Below are 17,220 nucleotides of genomic sequence, written 5' to 3'. Positions count from 1 at the left end.
GCGCTCACCAGTCCGATGCGGCTCATCAATCGCATGGCCCCTGCCTTCCTCTCAGAGGTGCTGCCAGGTGATAAAGCCATCCTGATCGCATCGTATCCACGATGCGATGACCTCGACACCGAGGCAGAGCAAAGGGCGGACCGTGTTCCGGTATGCACCGGACACCGCCCGCCCTGTCGGCGAGGGAAGCCCCCGCCGAGTGCTTCTCCTGCCCCGGGGTTCAGGAGTCGAGGTCGTCGCCCTCGTCGCTCTCCTCGTCCAGGAGGCCCTTCTGTAGCACGGGTCCTTCGCCGGGAGCGAGGCTTCCAAGGATCCGCTCAAGGTCCTCCATGGAGGCGAACTCCACGGTGATCTTTCCCTTCTTCTGCCCCAGGTCGACCTTCACCCGTGTCTCGAAGCGGTCCGAGAGACGCGTTGCCAGATCCGAAAGCGCCGGGGAGACCAGGGAGCCGGCCCGCGGTCCCTTGGCTCGCTGCGGCTTCTGAGGCCGGGAACCCATCAGGGTCACGATCTCCTCGACCGACCGCACCGAGAGGCCTTCGGCCACGATGCGATGGGCCAGCCGGTCCTGCTCCTCCGGGTCCTCCACGGAGATCAGCGCTCGCGCGTGCCCCGCGGAGAGGACTCCTGCGGCCACCCGGGTCTGAACCTTCGGTGAGAGCTTCAGCAGACGCAGCGTGTTGGAGACCTGCGGGCGGGAGCGACCGATGCGGTCCGCCAACTGGTCGTGCGTGCAGTTGAAGTCCTTCAGCAACTGGTCGTAGGCGAAGGCCTCCTCCAGCGGGTTCAGCTGGGCGCGGTGAAGGTTCTCCAGCAGGGCGTCCAGGAGGAGCTTCTCGTCCTCGGTCGCCCGCACGATCGCCGGAATGGCGTCCAGTCCCAGCTCTCGGCAGGCCCGGAACCGGCGCTCACCCATGATGAGTTCATAGCGTCCCGGCCCTGTCGGCCGGACCACGACCGGCTGGAGAAGGCCGACCTCGCGGATGGACGTGACAAGCTCGGCCAGAGCGTCGTCGTCGAAGTCCTTGCGTGGCTGCTTCGGGTTCGGCGTGATGGCGTCGAGAGGCACCTCGGCGAAGTGCGCCCCGATGGGTGCCCTGAGCGACTCCACGCCGCTGAGGGCCGCCGACTCCTCTGTTTCACGTGAAACAGGAGGCAGTGTGGCCACCTTCGCCGCGGCCACCCCGCGCTCGTTCGGCAGCAGGGGCATCGCCCTCGGGGACGCGGGAGCCGCATTCCCCAGCGCCGCCGAAGCCACCGACTTCTCCGTCGGAGCATTGGGGATCAGTGCGCCCAGACCACGACCCAACCCCCTCCGTCGCTCACTCACTGGATCCCCTCCACCATGTTCGGATCATTCTGTGCGCCGAGTTGTGCGTGCGTCGTCGCCTCGTAGGTGACGCCCACACCCTTCAGCGCGATCTCACGTGCCGCCTCCAGATAGGAGAGGGCTCCGCTCGATCCTGGATCGTAGGTCAGAACCGTCTGCCCGTAACTCGGGGCCTCGGAGATGCGGACCGAGCGGGGAATGCTGGTCCGCAGCACCTCATCGCCGAAGTGACTGCGCACCTCGTCCGCGACCTGGGACGCGAGCCGCGTCCTGCCGTCGTACATGGTGAGCAGGATCGTCGACACATGCAGCGTGGGGTTGAGATGTCCCCGGACCAGATCGACGTTGCGCAGCAGCTGCCCCAGCCCTTCCAGCGCGTAGTACTCGCACTGGATCGGGATCAGCACCTCCTGGCCCGCGACGAGCGCGTTGACCGTCAGCAGCCCCAGAGAGGGCGGACAGTCGATGAGGATGTAGTCCAACGGCTGCTCGTACGCCGTGATCGCTCGCTGGAGCCGACTCTCACGTGCGACCAGAGAGACCAGCTCGATCTCCGCACCGGCGAGATCGATCGTGGCGGGCGCACAGAACAGACCCTCGACATCGGTGACGGGCTGGACCACCTCCGAGAGCGGACGGCTCTCGACCAGTACGTCGTAGATGGAAGGGACGTCCGCGTGATGGTCGATACCCAGCGCGGTGGAGGCATTGCCCTGCGGGTCGAGGTCAACGACCAGGACCCTGGCGCCGTGCAGGGCGAGTGACGCGGCAAGGTTGACGGTCGTCGTCGTCTTGCCCACACCGCCCTTCTGGTTGGCGACCACCATGACCCGGGTCTGTTCGGGACGCGGCAGCCCCTCGCCGGCGCGGCCCATTGCGTCCACCGCCAGTTGGGCAGCACGACCGATCGGAGTGTCGTCCATGGGAGGCGGTGTTTCACGTGAAACATCCGCCCCCATCGACTCGGTACGGGGACCGGGGACCGGATCGGTCATCGGTCCCGCGATATTGGCGTCGGACCGCAAGGATTCACTCTCCTCGACTTCAGGCTCGCTATGAACAGAGCCTCCCATGCCTTCGGGGTCATGAACCAGTGAGGCCCGGCGTTCTGTGGAGAAATCCACCTCTGTGGACAACTCCGTACCCTCTCCGAGCGACCCGAGAGGCTTTCGATCGCGGGGATCGGCCGCGGCGCGGCCGCGACTGATGATGCCGTGCAGCAGTGAGCGACGTTTCACGTGAAACACGATGCACAGCCGCCGATGCCGAACTGCCGCGACACTCCGGCATACGCAGGTAGGGCAGCTTGTGTGGAGTACGGCGGCCACCGGAACGAACCGGCACCGCCGCGCTCCCGTCGGCCACAACCAGTAGCGAGGCTATCCGCGACGCCGACGCGTCCGCCCCGTCCGAGCCGCCTTGGCTCGCTTGGCGGCAAAACGCACCCCGCCGGGGCTCTCCCCGACCTCGACCCGCACCACGGTGGACAGGGGATCCACGACGCCCTCACCCACATGCAGGATGGACGTCTCCTCCGCGCCCAGCTTGCTCAGCGCCGCGGTCGCCGCCTTCAGCTCCTCCTCGGCCGTGTCGCCCTTGAGGGCGAGCATCTCGCCGTACGGGCGCAGCAGCGGAATCCCCCAGGCGGCCAGGCGATCCAGCGGGGCAACGGCACGAGCCGTCACCACATGCACCGGCGGCATCTTGCCCATGACCTCTTCGGCCCGGCCACGCACGACGGTGACATGGTCCAGGCCCAGCAGCTCCACGACCTCCGTAAGGAAGTTCGTGCGCCGCAGCAGCGGTTCCAGAAGGGTGATCTTCAAGTCCTCCCGTACCAATGCCAGCGGGATCCCGGGCAGGCCGGCGCCCGAGCCGACATCGCACACGGTCACCCCCTCGGGCACGACCTCCGAGAGCACCGCGCAGTTCAGCAGGTGCCGCTCCCACAGGCGGGGAACCTCACGCGGCCCGATCAGACCGCGCTTCACCCCCGCCTCGGCAAGCAGTTCCGCGTAGCGGACAGCGTCCGCGTAGCGCTCGCCGAACACATCGCGTGCCTGCTCGGGTACAGGGGGAAGCTCCGCTGCCTCCGACACGGGGACCGTCCTTCCGTACGTCACCGGCAACCAGTCGCCGGTGCCATAACCACCAGAACTATCAGGCTGACAAAAACTCGGCCCCGCCTGCGCAACAGACGGGGCCGGAGAAGGGAGAACCGATCAGGCGGGAAGCACGACGACGAAGCGCTCCGGCTCCTCGCCCTCGGACTCGCTGCGCAGTCCCGCTGCCTTGACGGCGTCGTGTACGACCTTGCGCTCGAACGGCGTCATCGGCTTCAGCCGCAGGGACTCGCCGCTGCTCTTGACCTCGGCCGCGGCCTTGGCGCCCAGCTCGGACAGCTCGGCACGCTTGGTGGCCCGGTACTCCGCGATGTCGAGCATCAGCCGGCTGCGGTCGCCGGTCTCCCGGTGCACGGCCAGGCGCGTGAGTTCCTGGAGAGCCTCCAGCACCTCGCCGTCCCGGCCGACCAGCTTCTGCAGATCCCGGCTCTTGGTGTCGCTGATGATCGAGACGGAGGCACGGTCGGCCTCGACGTCCATGTCGATGTCGCCGTCGAGGTCGGCGATGTCGAGCAGACCCTCCAGGTAGTCCGCGGCGATCTCCCCCTCCTGCTCGAGGTGGGTGAGGGTGTCTGCACCCTCGGCAGCGGCGGAGGTGGTGCCTTCCGTCACGGGATGGACTCCTTCTTACTTCTTCGACGGGGACTTGGGCCGCTGCGGGCCCTTGCGCTGTCCGGACTGGGCCTTGCTGCGGCCACCGCCGGACTTCTGGGCCGGCTTCTTGGCAGCGGAGGCGGGCTTGGTCTCCTTCTGCTTGCCGTCCTCCGGCTCGTCCGGCTCGTCCGACTTGGTCAGCGAGGTCTTCGGCTCGGGCTCGCCGGCCGGCCTGGCCTGGCGCTGGGACTTGCTCTGCCGCTTGGGCTGCTGGCGCTTGGGCGTGCCCGCGGTTGCCGCCGTGGCGCCGTCCGCGCTCTGGGCGGCGACGGCGTCGTCGTTCTTCACGACGGTGCCGTCGGTCTGGGCCGCCATGCCCGCCTTGTTCAGACCGTTGATGAACTTCCGCTCGAACTCGTTGCGGTCTCGCCCCTTGGCGACGATGGCCTTCACGATGGCCCTCTCACCGCGGCTGCGCGTCTTGCCGTGCTGGGTGACGCTCTTGTGCAGTCGCTCCAGGTAGGCGGCCTGCGCCTTGGAACCCGGCGTCGGGTTGTTGCGGATGACGTACATCTGCTGGCCCATGGTCCACACGTTCGTGGTCAGCCAGTAGACGAGGACACCGACGGGGAAGTTGATGCCGAAGACGGCGAACATGACCGGGAAGACGTACATCAGCATCTTCTGCTGCTGCATGAACGGCGTCTTCACCGTCGTGTCGACGTTCTTGGTCATCAGCTGGCGCTGGGTGAAGAACTGCGACGCCGACATCATCACGATCATGATCGCGGTGACGACCCGGACGTTGGTCAGCGAGGACCCGAGGGCCTCCACCTTCGAGGAGCCGTCGGTGAACTTCGCGGCCAGCGGGGCGCCGACGATGTGAGCCTTCTGCGCGCTCTCCAGCAGGCTCTTGTTGATCACACCGATGGTGTCGTTCGACGCGATGGCGTTGAGCACGTGGTACAGGGCGAAGAAGAACGGAGACTGCGCCAGGATGGGAAGGCACGAGGAGAGCGGGTTGGTGCCCGTCTCCTTGTACAGCTTCATCATCTCTTCGGACTGGCGCTGCTTGTCGTTCTTGTAGCGCTCCTGGATCTTCTTCATCTCCGGCTGGAGCGTCTGCATCCCGCGCGTCGCCTTGATCTGCTTCACGAAGAGCGGGATCAGGCAAATACGGATGAGAATCACCAGGGACACGATGGACAGGCCCCAGGCCCATCCGGTGTCAGGGCCGAAAATGGCGCCGTACACGCTGTGGAACTGGACGATGACCCAGGAGACAGGTGTCGTGATGAAGCTGAAGAGGCTGGCAATCGTGTCCACTAATCATGCTCCTTGGGCATGGGACTGGGTCTCTGCGGCCGGGCTCGAAGGACCGGACGGACTCGCGGGAGCAGTCTGTCCTTCGATGGCCGGTTCGGCGGCGGAGGGCCCGCCCTTGCGTGCACGCCAGGCGCCACGCAGCATTTCGTGCCACCGCGGGCGCTTGCGCGGCGGAACATGGTCCACGCCGCCCGGCGACCACGGATTGCACCGCAGGATGCGCCAGGCGGTGAGCGCTGTGCCCTTGATGGCTCCGTGCCGGTCGATGGCCGTGTAGCCGTAGTGGGAGCACGACGGGTAGTACCTGCATACCGGCCCCAGCAGCGGACTGATCGTCCACTGATAGAGCTTGATCAGAGCCAGCAGCGGGTACTTCATCGCGCGCCCCCTCCCAGTAGCCGCTCCAGGGCGGCGTCCAGGTCTCGGGCCAGCTGTGCATGGTCGGCGTCACCCGCACCGGGTAGCGCTCGTACGACTACCAGGCTACCGGGGGGAAACAGGTCGATCCGGTCGCGCATCAGATGGCGAAGCCTGCGCTTCACCGTGTTGCGCACCACCGCGCCACCCACAGCCTTGCTCACGACGAAACCCGCACGTGTCCGGGGAGCGCTCTCCCCAGGCGCGTGCGGGTCCGTGGCACCGCTTCGAAGGTGGACGACGAGGGTCGGGCGGCCGGCCCGGCGACCCCGTCGTACCGCGGTCGCGAAGTCCTCGCGCCGCCTCAGCCGGTTCTCGGTGGGCAGCACGATGTCATGACCTGACCGGGATCAGGCGGACAGACGGGCGCGACCCTTGCTACGGCGGGTCGCGAGAATCGCGCGGCCGGCACGGGTACGCATACGCAGCCGGAAACCGTGGGTCTTCGCGCGGCGACGGTTGTTCGGCTGGAAGGTGCGCTTGCTCACTCGGGGGCTCCAGAAAGATTCGGGGTTGGCGGGGTGCCGTCCTGGCTGTCACCGTGCGCCCACGAGTAGCTCGCGTTACGCCCGAGTGCACCGCTTTTCGATCACCTTGGACGTGACCTGTGCCCATCGGAGGCAGGCGGCAGCAGCCATCGACAACTCGACCTGGTTACGGTACGTGCGACTGCGCCATTCGGTCAAACCAACGGTGACCGGAGGACACTTGTCCACAGGCTGGGGACAACAACTTGAACCCTACCCGCCGCGCTGACTACCTTGACTGAACTCCGATTCGTTCCCTTATCCCTGCCCCACCCGAGTTTCATCCCGACCCGTCCCCGAATCACACCTTCGAGGGACCCGTGAGAGAGCGTGCCCTGTGGCTGACGTACCTGCCGATCTTGCCGCAGTGTGGCCACGCGTACTGGAGCAACTTCTCGGGGAGGGCCGCGGGCAGGGTGTCGAGTCGAAGGACGAGCACTGGATCCGGCGCTGCCAGCCCCTGGCGCTGGTCGCCGACACCGCCCTGCTCGCCGTGCCGAACGAATTCGCGAAGGGCGTGCTGGAGGGCCGCCTCGCCCCGATCGTCAGCGAGACCCTGAGCCGCGAGTGCGGCCGGCCGATCCGCATCGCGATCACCGTCGACGACACCGCCGGCGACCCCGCCGGGCCCGCCCCGCAGGCACCGCCCGGCCGCCCCCAGCCCCGCTACGAGGAACCGGAACTGCCCGCACCCGGCCAGGGCCGCGACGAATACGAGGGGTACGGCCGCCACCGCGCCGACCAGATCCCCACCGCCCGCCCCGCCTATCCGCAGGAGTACCAGCGCCCCGAGCCCGGCTCCTGGCCGCGCCCGGCCGCGCAGCAGGACGACTACGGCTGGCAGCAGCAGCGCCTCGGCTTCCCGGAACGGGACCCCTACGCTTCACCGTCGCAGGACTCGTACGGCCAGGAGCCGCCGTACTCCCACGAGCCGTACCAGCAGGACTACCGTCCGCAGTCTCCGGAGCGGCCGTCGTACGACTCCCAGCGCGGCGACTACGACCAGGCGCGCAAGGACTACGAGCAGTCCCGCGGCGACTACGAGCAGCGCGGCCCCCGCCGGGACCTGCCGGAGCCGGGGCCCGGCTCCGGACACGTCCACCGCGGCGGCCCCGTCGGCCCCGGCCCCGCCACCGGTGCTCCCGGTCCGCTGGCCGCGCAGCCCGCGCCGGCCACCGGACCGGGCGAGCCGACCGCGCGGCTGAACCCGAAGTACCTCTTCGACACCTTCGTCATCGGGGCCTCCAACCGCTTCGCCCACGCGGCGGCCGTCGCCGTCGCCGAGGCACCCGCGAAGGCCTACAACCCCCTCTTCATCTACGGGGAGTCGGGGCTCGGCAAGACCCACCTCCTGCACGCGATCGGGCACTACGCGCGCAGCCTCTACCCCGGCACGCGCGTGCGCTACGTGAGCTCGGAGGAGTTCACCAACGAGTTCATCAACTCGATCCGCGACGGCAAGGGCGACAGCTTCCGCAAGCGGTACCGGGAGATGGACATCCTGCTCGTCGACGACATCCAGTTCCTCGCGGACAAGGAGTCGACGCAGGAGGAGTTCTTCCACACCTTCAACACGCTCCACAACGCCAACAAGCAGATCGTGCTCTCCTCCGACCGGCCGCCCAAGCAACTGGTCACACTGGAGGACCGGCTGCGCAACCGCTTCGAGTGGGGACTCATCACCGACGTCCAGCCGCCCGAGTTGGAGACGCGCATCGCGATCCTGCGCAAGAAGGCGGTGCAGGAGCAGCTCAATGCCCCGCCGGAGGTGCTGGAGTTCATCGCCTCCCGCATCTCGCGCAACATCCGCGAGCTGGAGGGCGCGCTGATCCGGGTGACGGCCTTCGCCTCGCTCAACCGCCAGCCGGTGGACCTGGGCCTGACGGAGATCGTCCTCAAGGACCTGATCCCCGGCGGCGAGGACTCGGCCCCCGAGATCACGTCCGCGGCCATCATGGGCGCGACCGCCGACTACTTCGGCCTCACCGTCGAGGACCTGTGCGGCACCTCGCGGGGGCGGGCACTGGTGACCGCGCGGCAGATCGCCATGTACCTGTGCCGCGAGCTGACGGACCTCTCGCTGCCGAAGATCGGCGCGCTGTTCGGCGGCCGGGACCACACCACGGTGATGCACGCGGACCGCAAGATCCGCAATCTGATGGCCGAGCGGCGCTCCATCTACAACCAGGTGACGGAGCTGACCAACCGCATCAAGAACGGCTGACGGCCGCAGCCGTCCGTCGCACGAGGCGCCCCCGGGAGGGGCGAATTCCAGGGGTCGTTGCAACACAGTGATCAACTGGCTGTGGCCAGGAGCCTAGCGAGACGCTCGGCTGGGGTTTCCCAGCCGAGCGTTTTGCGTGGCCGGCTGTTCAGTTCGGCGGCGACGGCCGCGAGGTCCTGGGCGGTGTGTGCGGCCAGATCGGTGCCCTTGGGGAAGTACTGCCGCAGCAGCCCGTTCGTGTTCTCGTTGGAGCCGCGCTGCCAGGGACTGGCCGGATCGCAGAAGAAGACCGGGATGCCCGTGGCGACGCTGAAGGACCGGTGCGCGGTCATCTCGGAGCCCTGATCCCAGGTCAGGGACCGCCAGAGGTGGCGCGGGAGGGACTCGATGCTCGCTGCGAGCGCGTTGCGGGTGGCCATGGAGCTGTGACCGGTGGGCAGGTGGACGAGCATCAGGTAGCGGGTGGAGCGTTCGACCAGGGTGCCGATCGCCGACTTGCCGTTCTTGCCGATGATCAGGTCGCCCTCCCAGTGGCCCGGGACGGCTCGGTCGGCCGCCTCGGCGGGCCGCTGGCTGATCATGACCATGTTCTTGATGGGGCCCGGCTGGCGCTTGTAGGCGTGGCGGTGCGGGCGGCGCATGGCGCGGCCGGTCCGTAGCGAGCGGGTCAGTTCCCGGCGGAGCTCTCCGCGGCCTTGGACGTAGAGCGCCTGGTAGATCGTCTCGTGGGTCACGTGCGTCTCCGGCCGGTCGGGGAAGCGTGCCCGCAGAGCGTGGCAGATCTGCTCGGGGCTCCAGCGCATCGCCAGATGTTCCTGGATGAAGTCGCGCAGTTCGGGGTTCTGGCCGATCTTGCCCACCTTGGGCCGGGGGCGGCGACATTCGGCCCGGCGGTGGGCGTGGAAGGGCTGGTAGGTGAAGCCGCCCTTGGGCATGGGCCGCCGGTTGCGGCGTATCTCGCGGCTGATGGTGGAGGGGCTGCGGCCCAGCTCGGCGGCGATCTGCCGGACGGACGCCTTCTCGCGCAGCCGGTCGGCGATGTGGATGCGGTCGCGCTCCTGGAGATACCGCGACGGCGCGGGAGGCAGTTCCTCCGAGCCCGCTGCCTGGACCTGCCCCGGGACCGGGTAGATCGGAGGAACTGCCTTCCGGCCGCCTGGCGGTGAGTGCCAGCCGTTGCGCCACCGCTTGCCGGTGCGCAGGTTGATACCAACTATCCGGGCGGCTTCCCGCGTGCTGTACCCCTGCTCCATGAGCTGGAAGTATGCGGCCCGCTCGCGGGTCATCCTTCGCCCGCCTCCGGGCCTCCGGTTCTCCCGGATCTCGAAGTCCATTGCATCCCCTGAGCTGGGGTGTTGCAACGACCACTAGAACTCAAGAGGACCTGGGGGCGCTTTTCCGTGCCCCGGCGCGTCCCGGGGGCCGGTCCTCGCCGGTTCCGTGCCCGTCCCGCCCCGCCCGCGCGGTGTTCGATTACCAGCCGGGTTACGGCCGTCGTCCACAGATTGGGCGACTTTTTTCCGTCCACACCTTGGGGACCGGGAAGTTGTCCCGATCTTGTCCACAGGCCAGGGTGTTGAGGGATCATCAGGGCAGGTCAACCTCCTGTGGATTCGTGGACAAAAGATATCCACAGCCTGTGGACACCGAAACGGTCCACAGGCTGTGCATCGAGTTGTCCACGGGCAACCCACAGGCTGGAGCGGGTTGTCCCCAGGGATCGGCCGCTTCTCCACATGCCTGTCCACTGTTCGGCAACATGACGCGCCTCGTCACCGCGTCGAGTGAAAGGCGTCACATCAAGGTGCCGGGTTGGCCTGTGGGAAACGTGGGTAAACCTGGGGACGACTCTGGGGAGAAGTCGGCCCTGCCTGTGCACGGAGTGTGCAGAACTTTCTGTTCTCCACAGATACGCCCGGTTGTCCACCGGCTCCGCCCACAGGCCCGGTGGATAAAATTTCCGGTCTGACCTGGGCAAACGAGGTTATCCACCGTATCCACAGGCCCTACTACTACTCCCGACTAGAGAGAGAGCGGAATCCGTTTCGAAGCGGGTCCTGTGCACAACTCGCCCTCTCGGGCCCGACCGCCCCTCGGTACGACTTGACCCCGAACGGCACCTACTGTCAGTGGGGTGCGTCAGACTGGTCCCCGGTGTCCTGCCCCTCACGGCGGCGGATGACACCGGGTCAGACGACGAAGGCGAAGCAGGGCGAGAAGCGCCGGCAACAGCAGGAGGCGGCTTACGGTGAAGATCCGGGTGGAACGCGACGTACTCGCGGAGGCAGTGGCCTGGGCGGCGCGCAGCCTCCCGGCCCGTCCGCCGGCGCCGGTCCTCGCGGGCCTGCTGCTGAAGGCCGAGGAGGGGCAGCTGAGCCTGTCCAGCTTCGACTACGAGGTCTCCGCGCGGGTGTCGGTGGAGGCGGAGGTCGAGGAGGAGGGCGCGGTCCTCGTCTCCGGCCGTCTGCTCGCCGACATCTCCCGTGCTCTCCCCAACAGGCCGGTGGAGATTTCCACAGACGGTGTACGGGCGACGGTGGTCTGCGGATCCTCGCGGTTCACCCTCCACACCCTGCCGGTGGAGGAGTATCCGGCGCTGCCGCAGATGCCGGAGGCGACGGGCACGGTCCCCGGCGAGGTCTTCGCCTCGGCCGTGCAGCAGGTCGCCATCGCCGCGGGCCGTGACGACACGCTGCCCGTCCTCACCGGTGTGCGCATCGAGATCGAGGGCGACTCGGTGACGCTGGCCTCCACCGACCGCTACCGCTTCGCGGTCCGCGAGTTCCTGTGGAAGCCGGAGAATCCGGAGGTCTCCGCGGTCGCCCTGGTGCCCGCCAAGACGCTCCAGGACACCGCCAAGGCCCTGACCAGCGGCGACCAGGTGATCCTCGCGCTGTCCGGCTCGGGTGCGGGCGAGGGCCTGATCGGCTTCGAGGGCGCCGGGCGGCGTACGACGACGCGTCTGCTGGAGGGCGACCTCCCGAAGTACAAGACGCTCTTCCCGACGGAGTTCAACAGCGTCGCCGTGATCGAGACCGCCCCCTTCGTGGAGGCCGTCAAGCGCGTGGCCCTGGTCGCCGAGCGCAACACCCCGGTGCGGCTCAGCTTCGAGCAGGGCGTGCTCATCCTGGAGGCCGGCTCCAGCGACGACGCACAGGCTGTGGAAAGGGTGGACGCCCAGCTGGAGGGCGACGACATCTCGATCGCCTTCAACCCGACGTTCCTGCTGGACGGCCTCAGCGCCATCGACTCACCGGTGGCCCAGCTGTCCTTCACGACGTCCACGAAGCCGGCGCTGCTCAGCGGCAAGCCCGCGGTGGACGCCGAGGCGGACGAGGCCTACAAGTACCTGATCATGCCGGTGCGGCTGAGCGGCTGAGCGCTTGCGTCGTCGGTGGCTGTCCACAGGGTGAGGACGAACCCGCAGGTGAGGGTGTACGTCTGAGCGCGTATGCCCACACCTGTGCGCGGGCGTCCGGGTTTAGGCTCGGACGCCGGTACGCAAGTGCCGCGGCACGCATCCGGCGGACAAGGACGTGCCGCCCGCCACCTCGCACACCTTAAGGAACGCAACTGATGGAGCTAGGTCTCGTCGGCCTCGGCAAGATGGGCGGCAACATGCGCGAGCGAATCCGCCGCGCGGGCCACACCGTCGTCGGATACGACCGCAATGCGGACCTCGCCGACGTCCACAGCCTGGAAGAGCTTGTGGGCAAGCTCAGCGCCCCGCGCGTGGTCTGGGTCATGGTCCCGGCCGGCGAGGCCACCCAGGCCACCGTCGACCGGCTCGGCGAGCTGCTCGAACCCGGCAACGTCGTCGTGGACGGCGGCAACTCCCGCTGGACCGACGACGAGAGGCACGCCGAGGAGCTGGCCGCCAAGGGCATAGGCTTCGTCGACTGCGGCGTCTCCGGCGGCGTCTGGGGCCTGGAGAACGGCTACGCGCTGATGTACGGCGGCGACGCCGAGCACGTCGCCCGGGTGCGGCCGGTCTTCGACGCGCTCAGGCCGGAGGGCGACCTCGGTGCCGTGCACGCCGGAAAGGTGGGTGCGGGCCACTTCGCGAAGATGGTCCACAACGGCATCGAGTACGCGATGATGCAGGCCTACGCCGAGGGCTGGGAGCTGCTGGAGAAGGTCGACTCCGTGGAGAACGTCCGCGAGGTCTTCCGCTCCTGGCAGGAGGGCACGGTGATCCGCTCCTGGCTGCTGGACCTGGCCGTCAACGCGCTCGACGAGGACGAACACCTCAACGGGCTGCGGGGTTACGCACAGGACTCCGGCGAGGGACGCTGGACCGTCGAGGCCGCGATCGACAACGCGGTGCCGCTGCCGGCGATCACCGCGTCGCTGTTCGCGCGATTCGCGTCCCGGCAGGACGACTCGCCGCAGATGAAGATGATCGCCGCGCTGCGCAACCAGTTCGGCGGGCACTCGGTCGAGAAGAAGTAGGCAACAACACCCGAAGGCGGGGGAGGTCGGCGCACGACCATGCACGTCACGCATCTGTCGCTGGCCGACTTCCGTTCGTACAGCCGGGTCGAGGTGCCCCTGGACCCGGGCGTCACCGCCTTCGTCGGTCCGAACGGGCAGGGCAAGACGAACCTCGTCGAGGCCGTCGGCTATCTCGCCACGCTCGGCAGTCACCGGGTCTCCTCCGACGCGCCCCTGGTGCGCATGGGCGCCGAGCGGGCGGTAATCCGCGCCCAGGTCCGGCAGGGCGAGCGGCAGCAGCTGATCGAGCTGGAGCTGAACCCGGGCCGGGCCAACCGCGCCCGCATCAATAGATCCACGCAGGTCAAACCACGTGACGTGCTGGGCATCGTGCGCACCGTGCTGTTCGCTCCCGAGGATCTGGCGCTGGTCAAGGGCGACCCGGGTGAGCGACGCCGCTTCCTGGACGAGCTGATCACCGCGCGGTCGCCGCGGATGGCCGGGGTGCGCTCCGACTACGACCGGGTGCTGCGGCAGCGCAACACCCTGCTGAAGTCGGCCGCGCTCGCCCGCCGGCACGGCGGGCGCACGATGGACCTGTCCACGCTCAACGTCTGGGACCAGCACCTCGCGCGCGCGGGCGCCGAACTGCTCGCCCAGCGCCTCGACCTGATCGCCGCCGTGCAGCCGCTGGCCGACAAGGCGTACGAGCAACTGGCACCGGGCGGTGGGCCCGTCGCCCTGGAGTACAAGCCGTCGGCGCCCGGTGAGGCGCACACGCGCGAGGACCTCTTCGAGCAGCTGATGGCCGCGCTCGCCGAGGCCCGCAAGCAGGAGATCGAACGGGGCGTCACCCTGGTGGGCCCGCACCGCGACGACCTGCTGCTCAAACTCGGCCAACTGCCGGCCAGGGGATACGCCTCGCACGGCGAGTCCTGGTCGTACGCGCTGGCACTGCGGCTGGCGTCGTTCGACCTGCTGCGGGCGGAGGGCAACGAGCCGGTGCTGGTCCTCGACGACGTCTTCGCCGAGCTGGACGCGCGGCGCCGGGAGCGGCTGGCCGAGCTGGTGGCGCCCGGTGAGCAGGTGCTGGTGACGGCCGCGGTCGACGACGACGTACCGCCCGTGCTCGCGGGGGCGCGGTTCACGGTGGCGGAGGGCTCGGTGGAGCGCGTATGAGCGCCGACGGACCGGCCCCCGGGGCCCCCGGGGAGCCTTCGTGCGACGGCGGCCCGAGCCCCGTGAGCCCGGAGCCCTCGGGTGTCGATCTCGCGCGGGTGGCGCTCAGGGCGGCCCGGGAGGCGGCACGCGCGCGTGGGGACGCGGCGCAGCAGAAAAAGCAGGCGCGGCGCGGCGGTCTGCGCTCCGGCGCGCGTGCCGACGGCCGCGACCCCATGGCGCTGGGTTCGGCGATCAACCGGCTGATCACCGAGCGGGGCTGGGAGACGCCGGCCGCGGTGGGCGGGGTGATGGGCCGCTGGCCGCAGATCGTCGGCGAGGACGTGGCGAAGCACTGCGTGCCCGAGCGGTACGACGAGGACGAGCGGGTGCTGGTCGTGCGCTGCGACTCGACGGCCTGGGCGACGAATCTGCGGCTGCTCGCCCCGACGCTGGTGGCCCGCCTCAACGAGGACCTGGGGCACGGGTCGGTGCGGTTGATCAAGGTGCTCGGGCCCGCTGGTCCCGGCCGTGGCTACGGGCCGCTGCGAGCCCCCGGAAGCCGGGGTCCCGGCGACACCTACGGGTGATCCGGCGCCCCGTCAGGGGTGGGTGACGGACCTCACAAAACTGGGCATCGGCGGTCGGTGCGAACCGTCGGCGCCCGCTTCGCCGCGCGAGCGTACGCGGCTGCGCGTCACGATCTGACTCCCAAGTAGCCAAGGGTTGACGCCTCGAAGCGCTGAGTGCCGTTGTGAGCCTCCTGGGGCCCCCTTCCGCATATCGGGAGTCGGACGAGCCGGGTTCAGGGCGGCACATGCGGACTCAGGTACCGGCAAACCCCCATCAGTGTCAGTGCTACCGGTAGAATGGAAGACAATCCCGCCCCGAACGTGGGGACCGTCCGGGACTAGCTGAGCAACGCTGATCAAGGCTTACCAACGCAACATGCCGCAGCCGCTCCGGCAACCTGCCGACGAGCCCGGCTCGTGCTGTGCCAGAAAGGGCGCTTCGTGGCCGATTCCGGCAACCCCAACGAGAACAACCCGTCCACCGACACCGGCGTGAACGACGCGGTGAGCACCTCGCACGTCGAGGCTTCCGCCTCGTACGACGCCAGTGCCATCACCGTCCTCGAGGGTCTGGACGCGGTCCGCAAGCGACCCGGTATGTACATCGGCTCAACCGGTGAACGGGGCCTGCACCACCTGGTGCAGGAGGTTGTGGACAACTCCGTCGACGAGGCGCTGGCCGGCCACGCGGACACGATCGACGTCACCATCCTCGCCGACGGCGGTGTCCGGGTCGTCGACAACGGCCGCGGCATCCCGGTGGGCATCGTCTCCTCCGAGGGCAAACCCGCCGTCGAGGTCGTGCTGACCGTGCTGCACGCGGGCGGCAAGTTCGGCGGCGGCGGTTACGCGGTCTCCGGCGGTCTGCACGGCGTGGGTGTCTCCGTCGTCAACGCCCTCTCCACGAAGGTCGCCGTGGAGGTCAGGACCGACGGCTACCGCTGGACGCAGGACTACAAGCTGGGTGTCCCCACGGCACCGCTCGCGCGGCACGAGGCCACCGAGGAGACCGGCACGTCGGTCACCTTCTGGGCCGACGGCGACATCTTCGAGACCACCGACTACTCCTTCGAGACGCTCTCCCGGCGCTTCCAGGAGATGGCCTTCCTCAACAAGGGCCTGAAGATCAACCTCACCGACGAGCGCGACTCGGCGAAGGCCACCGCCGGCGCGGACGAGGCGGGCGAGGACGAGAAGCACGAGGTCAAGAGCGTCTCGTACCACTACGAGGGCGGCATCGTCGACTTCGTGAAGTACCTCAACTCCCGCAAGGGAGACCTGGTGCACCCCACCGTGATCGACCTCGAGGCGGAGGACAGGGAGAAGAGCCTGTCCCTGGAGGTCGCGATGCAGTGGAACGGCGGCTACACCGAGGGCGTGTACTCGTTCGCCAACATCATCCACACGCACGAGGGCGGTACGCATGAGGAGGGCTTCCGCGCGGCGCTCACCTCGCTGATCAACAAGTACGCGCGCGACAAGAAGCTGCTGCGCGAGAAGGACGACAACCTCACGGGCGACGACATCCGCGAGGGTCTGACCGCGATCATCTCGGTGAAGCTGAGCGAGCCCCAGTTCGAGGGCCAGACGAAGACGAAGCTGGGCAACACCGAGGTCAAGACCTTCGTCCAGAAGGTCGTCTACGAGCACCTGACCGACTGGCTGGACCGCAATCCGAACGAGGCGGCGGACATCATCCGCAAGGCCATCCAGGCGGCCCACGCGCGCGTGGCGGCCCGCAAGGCCCGCGACCTGACGCGCCGCAAGGGCCTGCTGGAGTCGGCGTCGCTGCCGGGCAAGCTGTCCGACTGCCAGTCGAACGACCCGACCAAGTGCGAGATCTTCATCGTCGAGGGCGACTCCGCCGGCGGCTCGGCCAAGTCCGGCCGGAACCCGCAGTACCAGGCGATCCTCCCGATCCGGGGCAAGATCCTCAACGTCGAGAAGGCGCGCATCGACCGGATCCTGCAGAACCAGGAGATCCAGGCGATGATCTCCGCGTTCGGCACTGGTGTGCACGAGGACTTCGACATCGAGAAGCTCCGCTATCACAAGATCATCCTGATGGCGGACGCCGACGTCGACGGCCAGCACATCAACACCCTGCTGCTGACCTTCCTGTTCCGTTTCATGCGGCCGCTGGTCGAGTCCGGGCACGTGTACCTCTCCCGCCCCCCGCTGTACAAGATCAAGTGGGGCCGGGACGACTTCGAGTACGCGTACTCCGACCGCGAGCGCGACGCGCTGATCGAGATGGGGCGCAACGCGGGCAAGCGCATCCGCGAGGACTCCGTGCAGCGCTTCAAGGGTCTCGGCGAGATGAACGCCGAGGAGCTGCGCATCACGACCATGGACCAGGAGCACCGTGTGCTGGGCCAGGTCACGCTCGACGACGCCGCGCAGGCCGACGACCTGTTCTCGGTGCTGATGGGCGAGGACGTCGAGGCCCGGCGCGCGTTCATCCAGCGCAACGCCAAGGACGTCCGCTTCCTCGACATCTGAGTCGGTCTCAGCT

The 17,220-nt window shown here is 68.5% G+C and carries 15 protein-coding genes; 6 read left to right on the top strand and 9 right to left on the bottom strand.

Annotated elements, in window-relative coordinates; all coding sequences use genetic code 11:
* Positions 1–220: 220 nt before the first annotated feature.
* The 8 genes from AC4IHM_RS16580 to rpmH all read right to left on the bottom strand — a co-directional run bounded on the left by AC4IHM_RS16580 (position 221) and on the right by rpmH (position 6,278).
* The gene (locus tag AC4IHM_RS16580; protein ID WP_490867808.1) at positions 221–1,330 is read right to left on the bottom strand and encodes a ParB/RepB/Spo0J family partition protein; all 1,110 of its coding nucleotides are present in this window, start codon (positions 1,328–1,330) and stop codon (positions 221–223) included.
* Positions 1,327–2,403: a ParA family protein gene (locus AC4IHM_RS16575; RefSeq protein WP_490870846.1), complete on the bottom strand. Its 1,077-nt coding sequence runs from the start codon at positions 2,401–2,403 to the stop codon at positions 1,327–1,329. Before AC4IHM_RS16575 ends, AC4IHM_RS16580 begins: the two co-directional genes overlap by 4 nt.
* A 306-nt stretch (positions 2,404–2,709) precedes the next feature.
* Positions 2,710–3,429, bottom strand: a complete 720-nt coding sequence (rsmG, locus tag AC4IHM_RS16570; protein WP_490867807.1) for a 16S rRNA (guanine(527)-N(7))-methyltransferase RsmG — start codon at positions 3,427–3,429, stop codon at positions 2,710–2,712.
* Between the two features lie 123 nt (positions 3,430–3,552).
* The gene (locus AC4IHM_RS16565; RefSeq protein ID WP_490867806.1) at positions 3,553–4,065 is read right to left on the bottom strand and encodes a Jag family protein; all 513 of its coding nucleotides are present in this window, start codon (positions 4,063–4,065) and stop codon (positions 3,553–3,555) included.
* Between the two features lie 15 nt (positions 4,066–4,080).
* A complete protein-coding gene (yidC, locus tag AC4IHM_RS16560; RefSeq protein WP_490867805.1) occupies positions 4,081–5,373 on the bottom strand; it encodes a membrane protein insertase YidC in 1,293 nt (430 codons plus the stop codon).
* Positions 5,374–5,376: 3 nt separating this feature from the next.
* On the bottom strand, positions 5,377–5,751 hold the full coding sequence (yidD, locus tag AC4IHM_RS16555; RefSeq protein ID WP_490867804.1) for a membrane protein insertion efficiency factor YidD: 375 nt from the start codon (positions 5,749–5,751) through the stop codon (positions 5,377–5,379).
* Positions 5,748–6,119: a ribonuclease P protein component gene (gene rnpA / locus AC4IHM_RS16550; RefSeq protein ID WP_490867803.1), complete on the bottom strand. Its 372-nt coding sequence runs from the start codon at positions 6,117–6,119 to the stop codon at positions 5,748–5,750. Before rnpA ends, yidD begins: the two co-directional genes overlap by 4 nt.
* A 21-nt stretch (positions 6,120–6,140) precedes the next feature.
* Positions 6,141–6,278 carry a 50S ribosomal protein L34 gene (rpmH, locus tag AC4IHM_RS16545; RefSeq protein ID WP_003975051.1) on the bottom strand — a complete coding sequence of 46 codons (138 nt, stop codon included), beginning with the start codon at positions 6,276–6,278 and terminating at the stop codon, positions 6,141–6,143.
* 376 nt (positions 6,279–6,654) lie between these two features.
* Here rpmH and dnaA point away from each other — a divergent pair, with 376 nt between their 5' ends.
* Positions 6,655–8,541 carry a chromosomal replication initiator protein DnaA gene (gene dnaA, locus AC4IHM_RS16540; RefSeq protein WP_490867802.1) on the top strand — a complete coding sequence of 629 codons (1,887 nt, stop codon included), beginning with the start codon at positions 6,655–6,657 and terminating at the stop codon, positions 8,539–8,541.
* Positions 8,542–8,612: 71 nt separating this feature from the next.
* On the opposite strand, the gene AC4IHM_RS16535 is transcribed toward dnaA, so the two are convergent.
* Positions 8,613–9,827 (bottom strand): IS30 family transposase, encoded by a 1,215-nt coding sequence (locus tag AC4IHM_RS16535; protein WP_490865804.1) that lies wholly within the window; start codon positions 9,825–9,827, stop codon positions 8,613–8,615.
* Between the two features lie 962 nt (positions 9,828–10,789).
* Here AC4IHM_RS16535 and dnaN point away from each other — a divergent pair.
* The 5 genes from dnaN (at position 10,790) to gyrB (ending at position 17,207) form a co-directional block, all read left to right on the top strand.
* A complete protein-coding gene (gene dnaN, locus AC4IHM_RS16530; protein ID WP_490867801.1) occupies positions 10,790–11,920 on the top strand; it encodes a DNA polymerase III subunit beta in 1,131 nt (376 codons plus the stop codon).
* A 197-nt stretch (positions 11,921–12,117) separates the two neighbouring features.
* On the top strand, positions 12,118–12,993 hold the full coding sequence (gene gnd / locus AC4IHM_RS16525; RefSeq protein ID WP_490867800.1) for a phosphogluconate dehydrogenase (NAD(+)-dependent, decarboxylating): 876 nt from the start codon (positions 12,118–12,120) through the stop codon (positions 12,991–12,993).
* Between the two features lie 39 nt (positions 12,994–13,032).
* Positions 13,033–14,154, top strand: coding sequence for a DNA replication/repair protein RecF (gene recF / locus AC4IHM_RS16520; RefSeq protein ID WP_490867799.1), 1,122 nt, complete (start codon positions 13,033–13,035; stop codon positions 14,152–14,154).
* On the top strand, positions 14,151–14,723 hold the full coding sequence (locus tag AC4IHM_RS16515) for a DciA family protein (protein ID WP_490867798.1): 573 nt from the start codon (positions 14,151–14,153) through the stop codon (positions 14,721–14,723). Before recF ends, AC4IHM_RS16515 begins: the two co-directional genes overlap by 4 nt.
* 423 nt (positions 14,724–15,146) lie before the next feature.
* Positions 15,147–17,207, top strand: a complete 2,061-nt coding sequence (gene gyrB, locus AC4IHM_RS16510; RefSeq protein ID WP_490867797.1) for a DNA topoisomerase (ATP-hydrolyzing) subunit B — start codon at positions 15,147–15,149, stop codon at positions 17,205–17,207.
* The last annotated feature ends 13 nt before the right edge of the window (positions 17,208–17,220 follow it).

This window comes from Streptomyces sp. SL06 (assembly GCF_058244745.1).
This window is presented reverse-complemented; position numbering and strand designations above follow the sequence as displayed.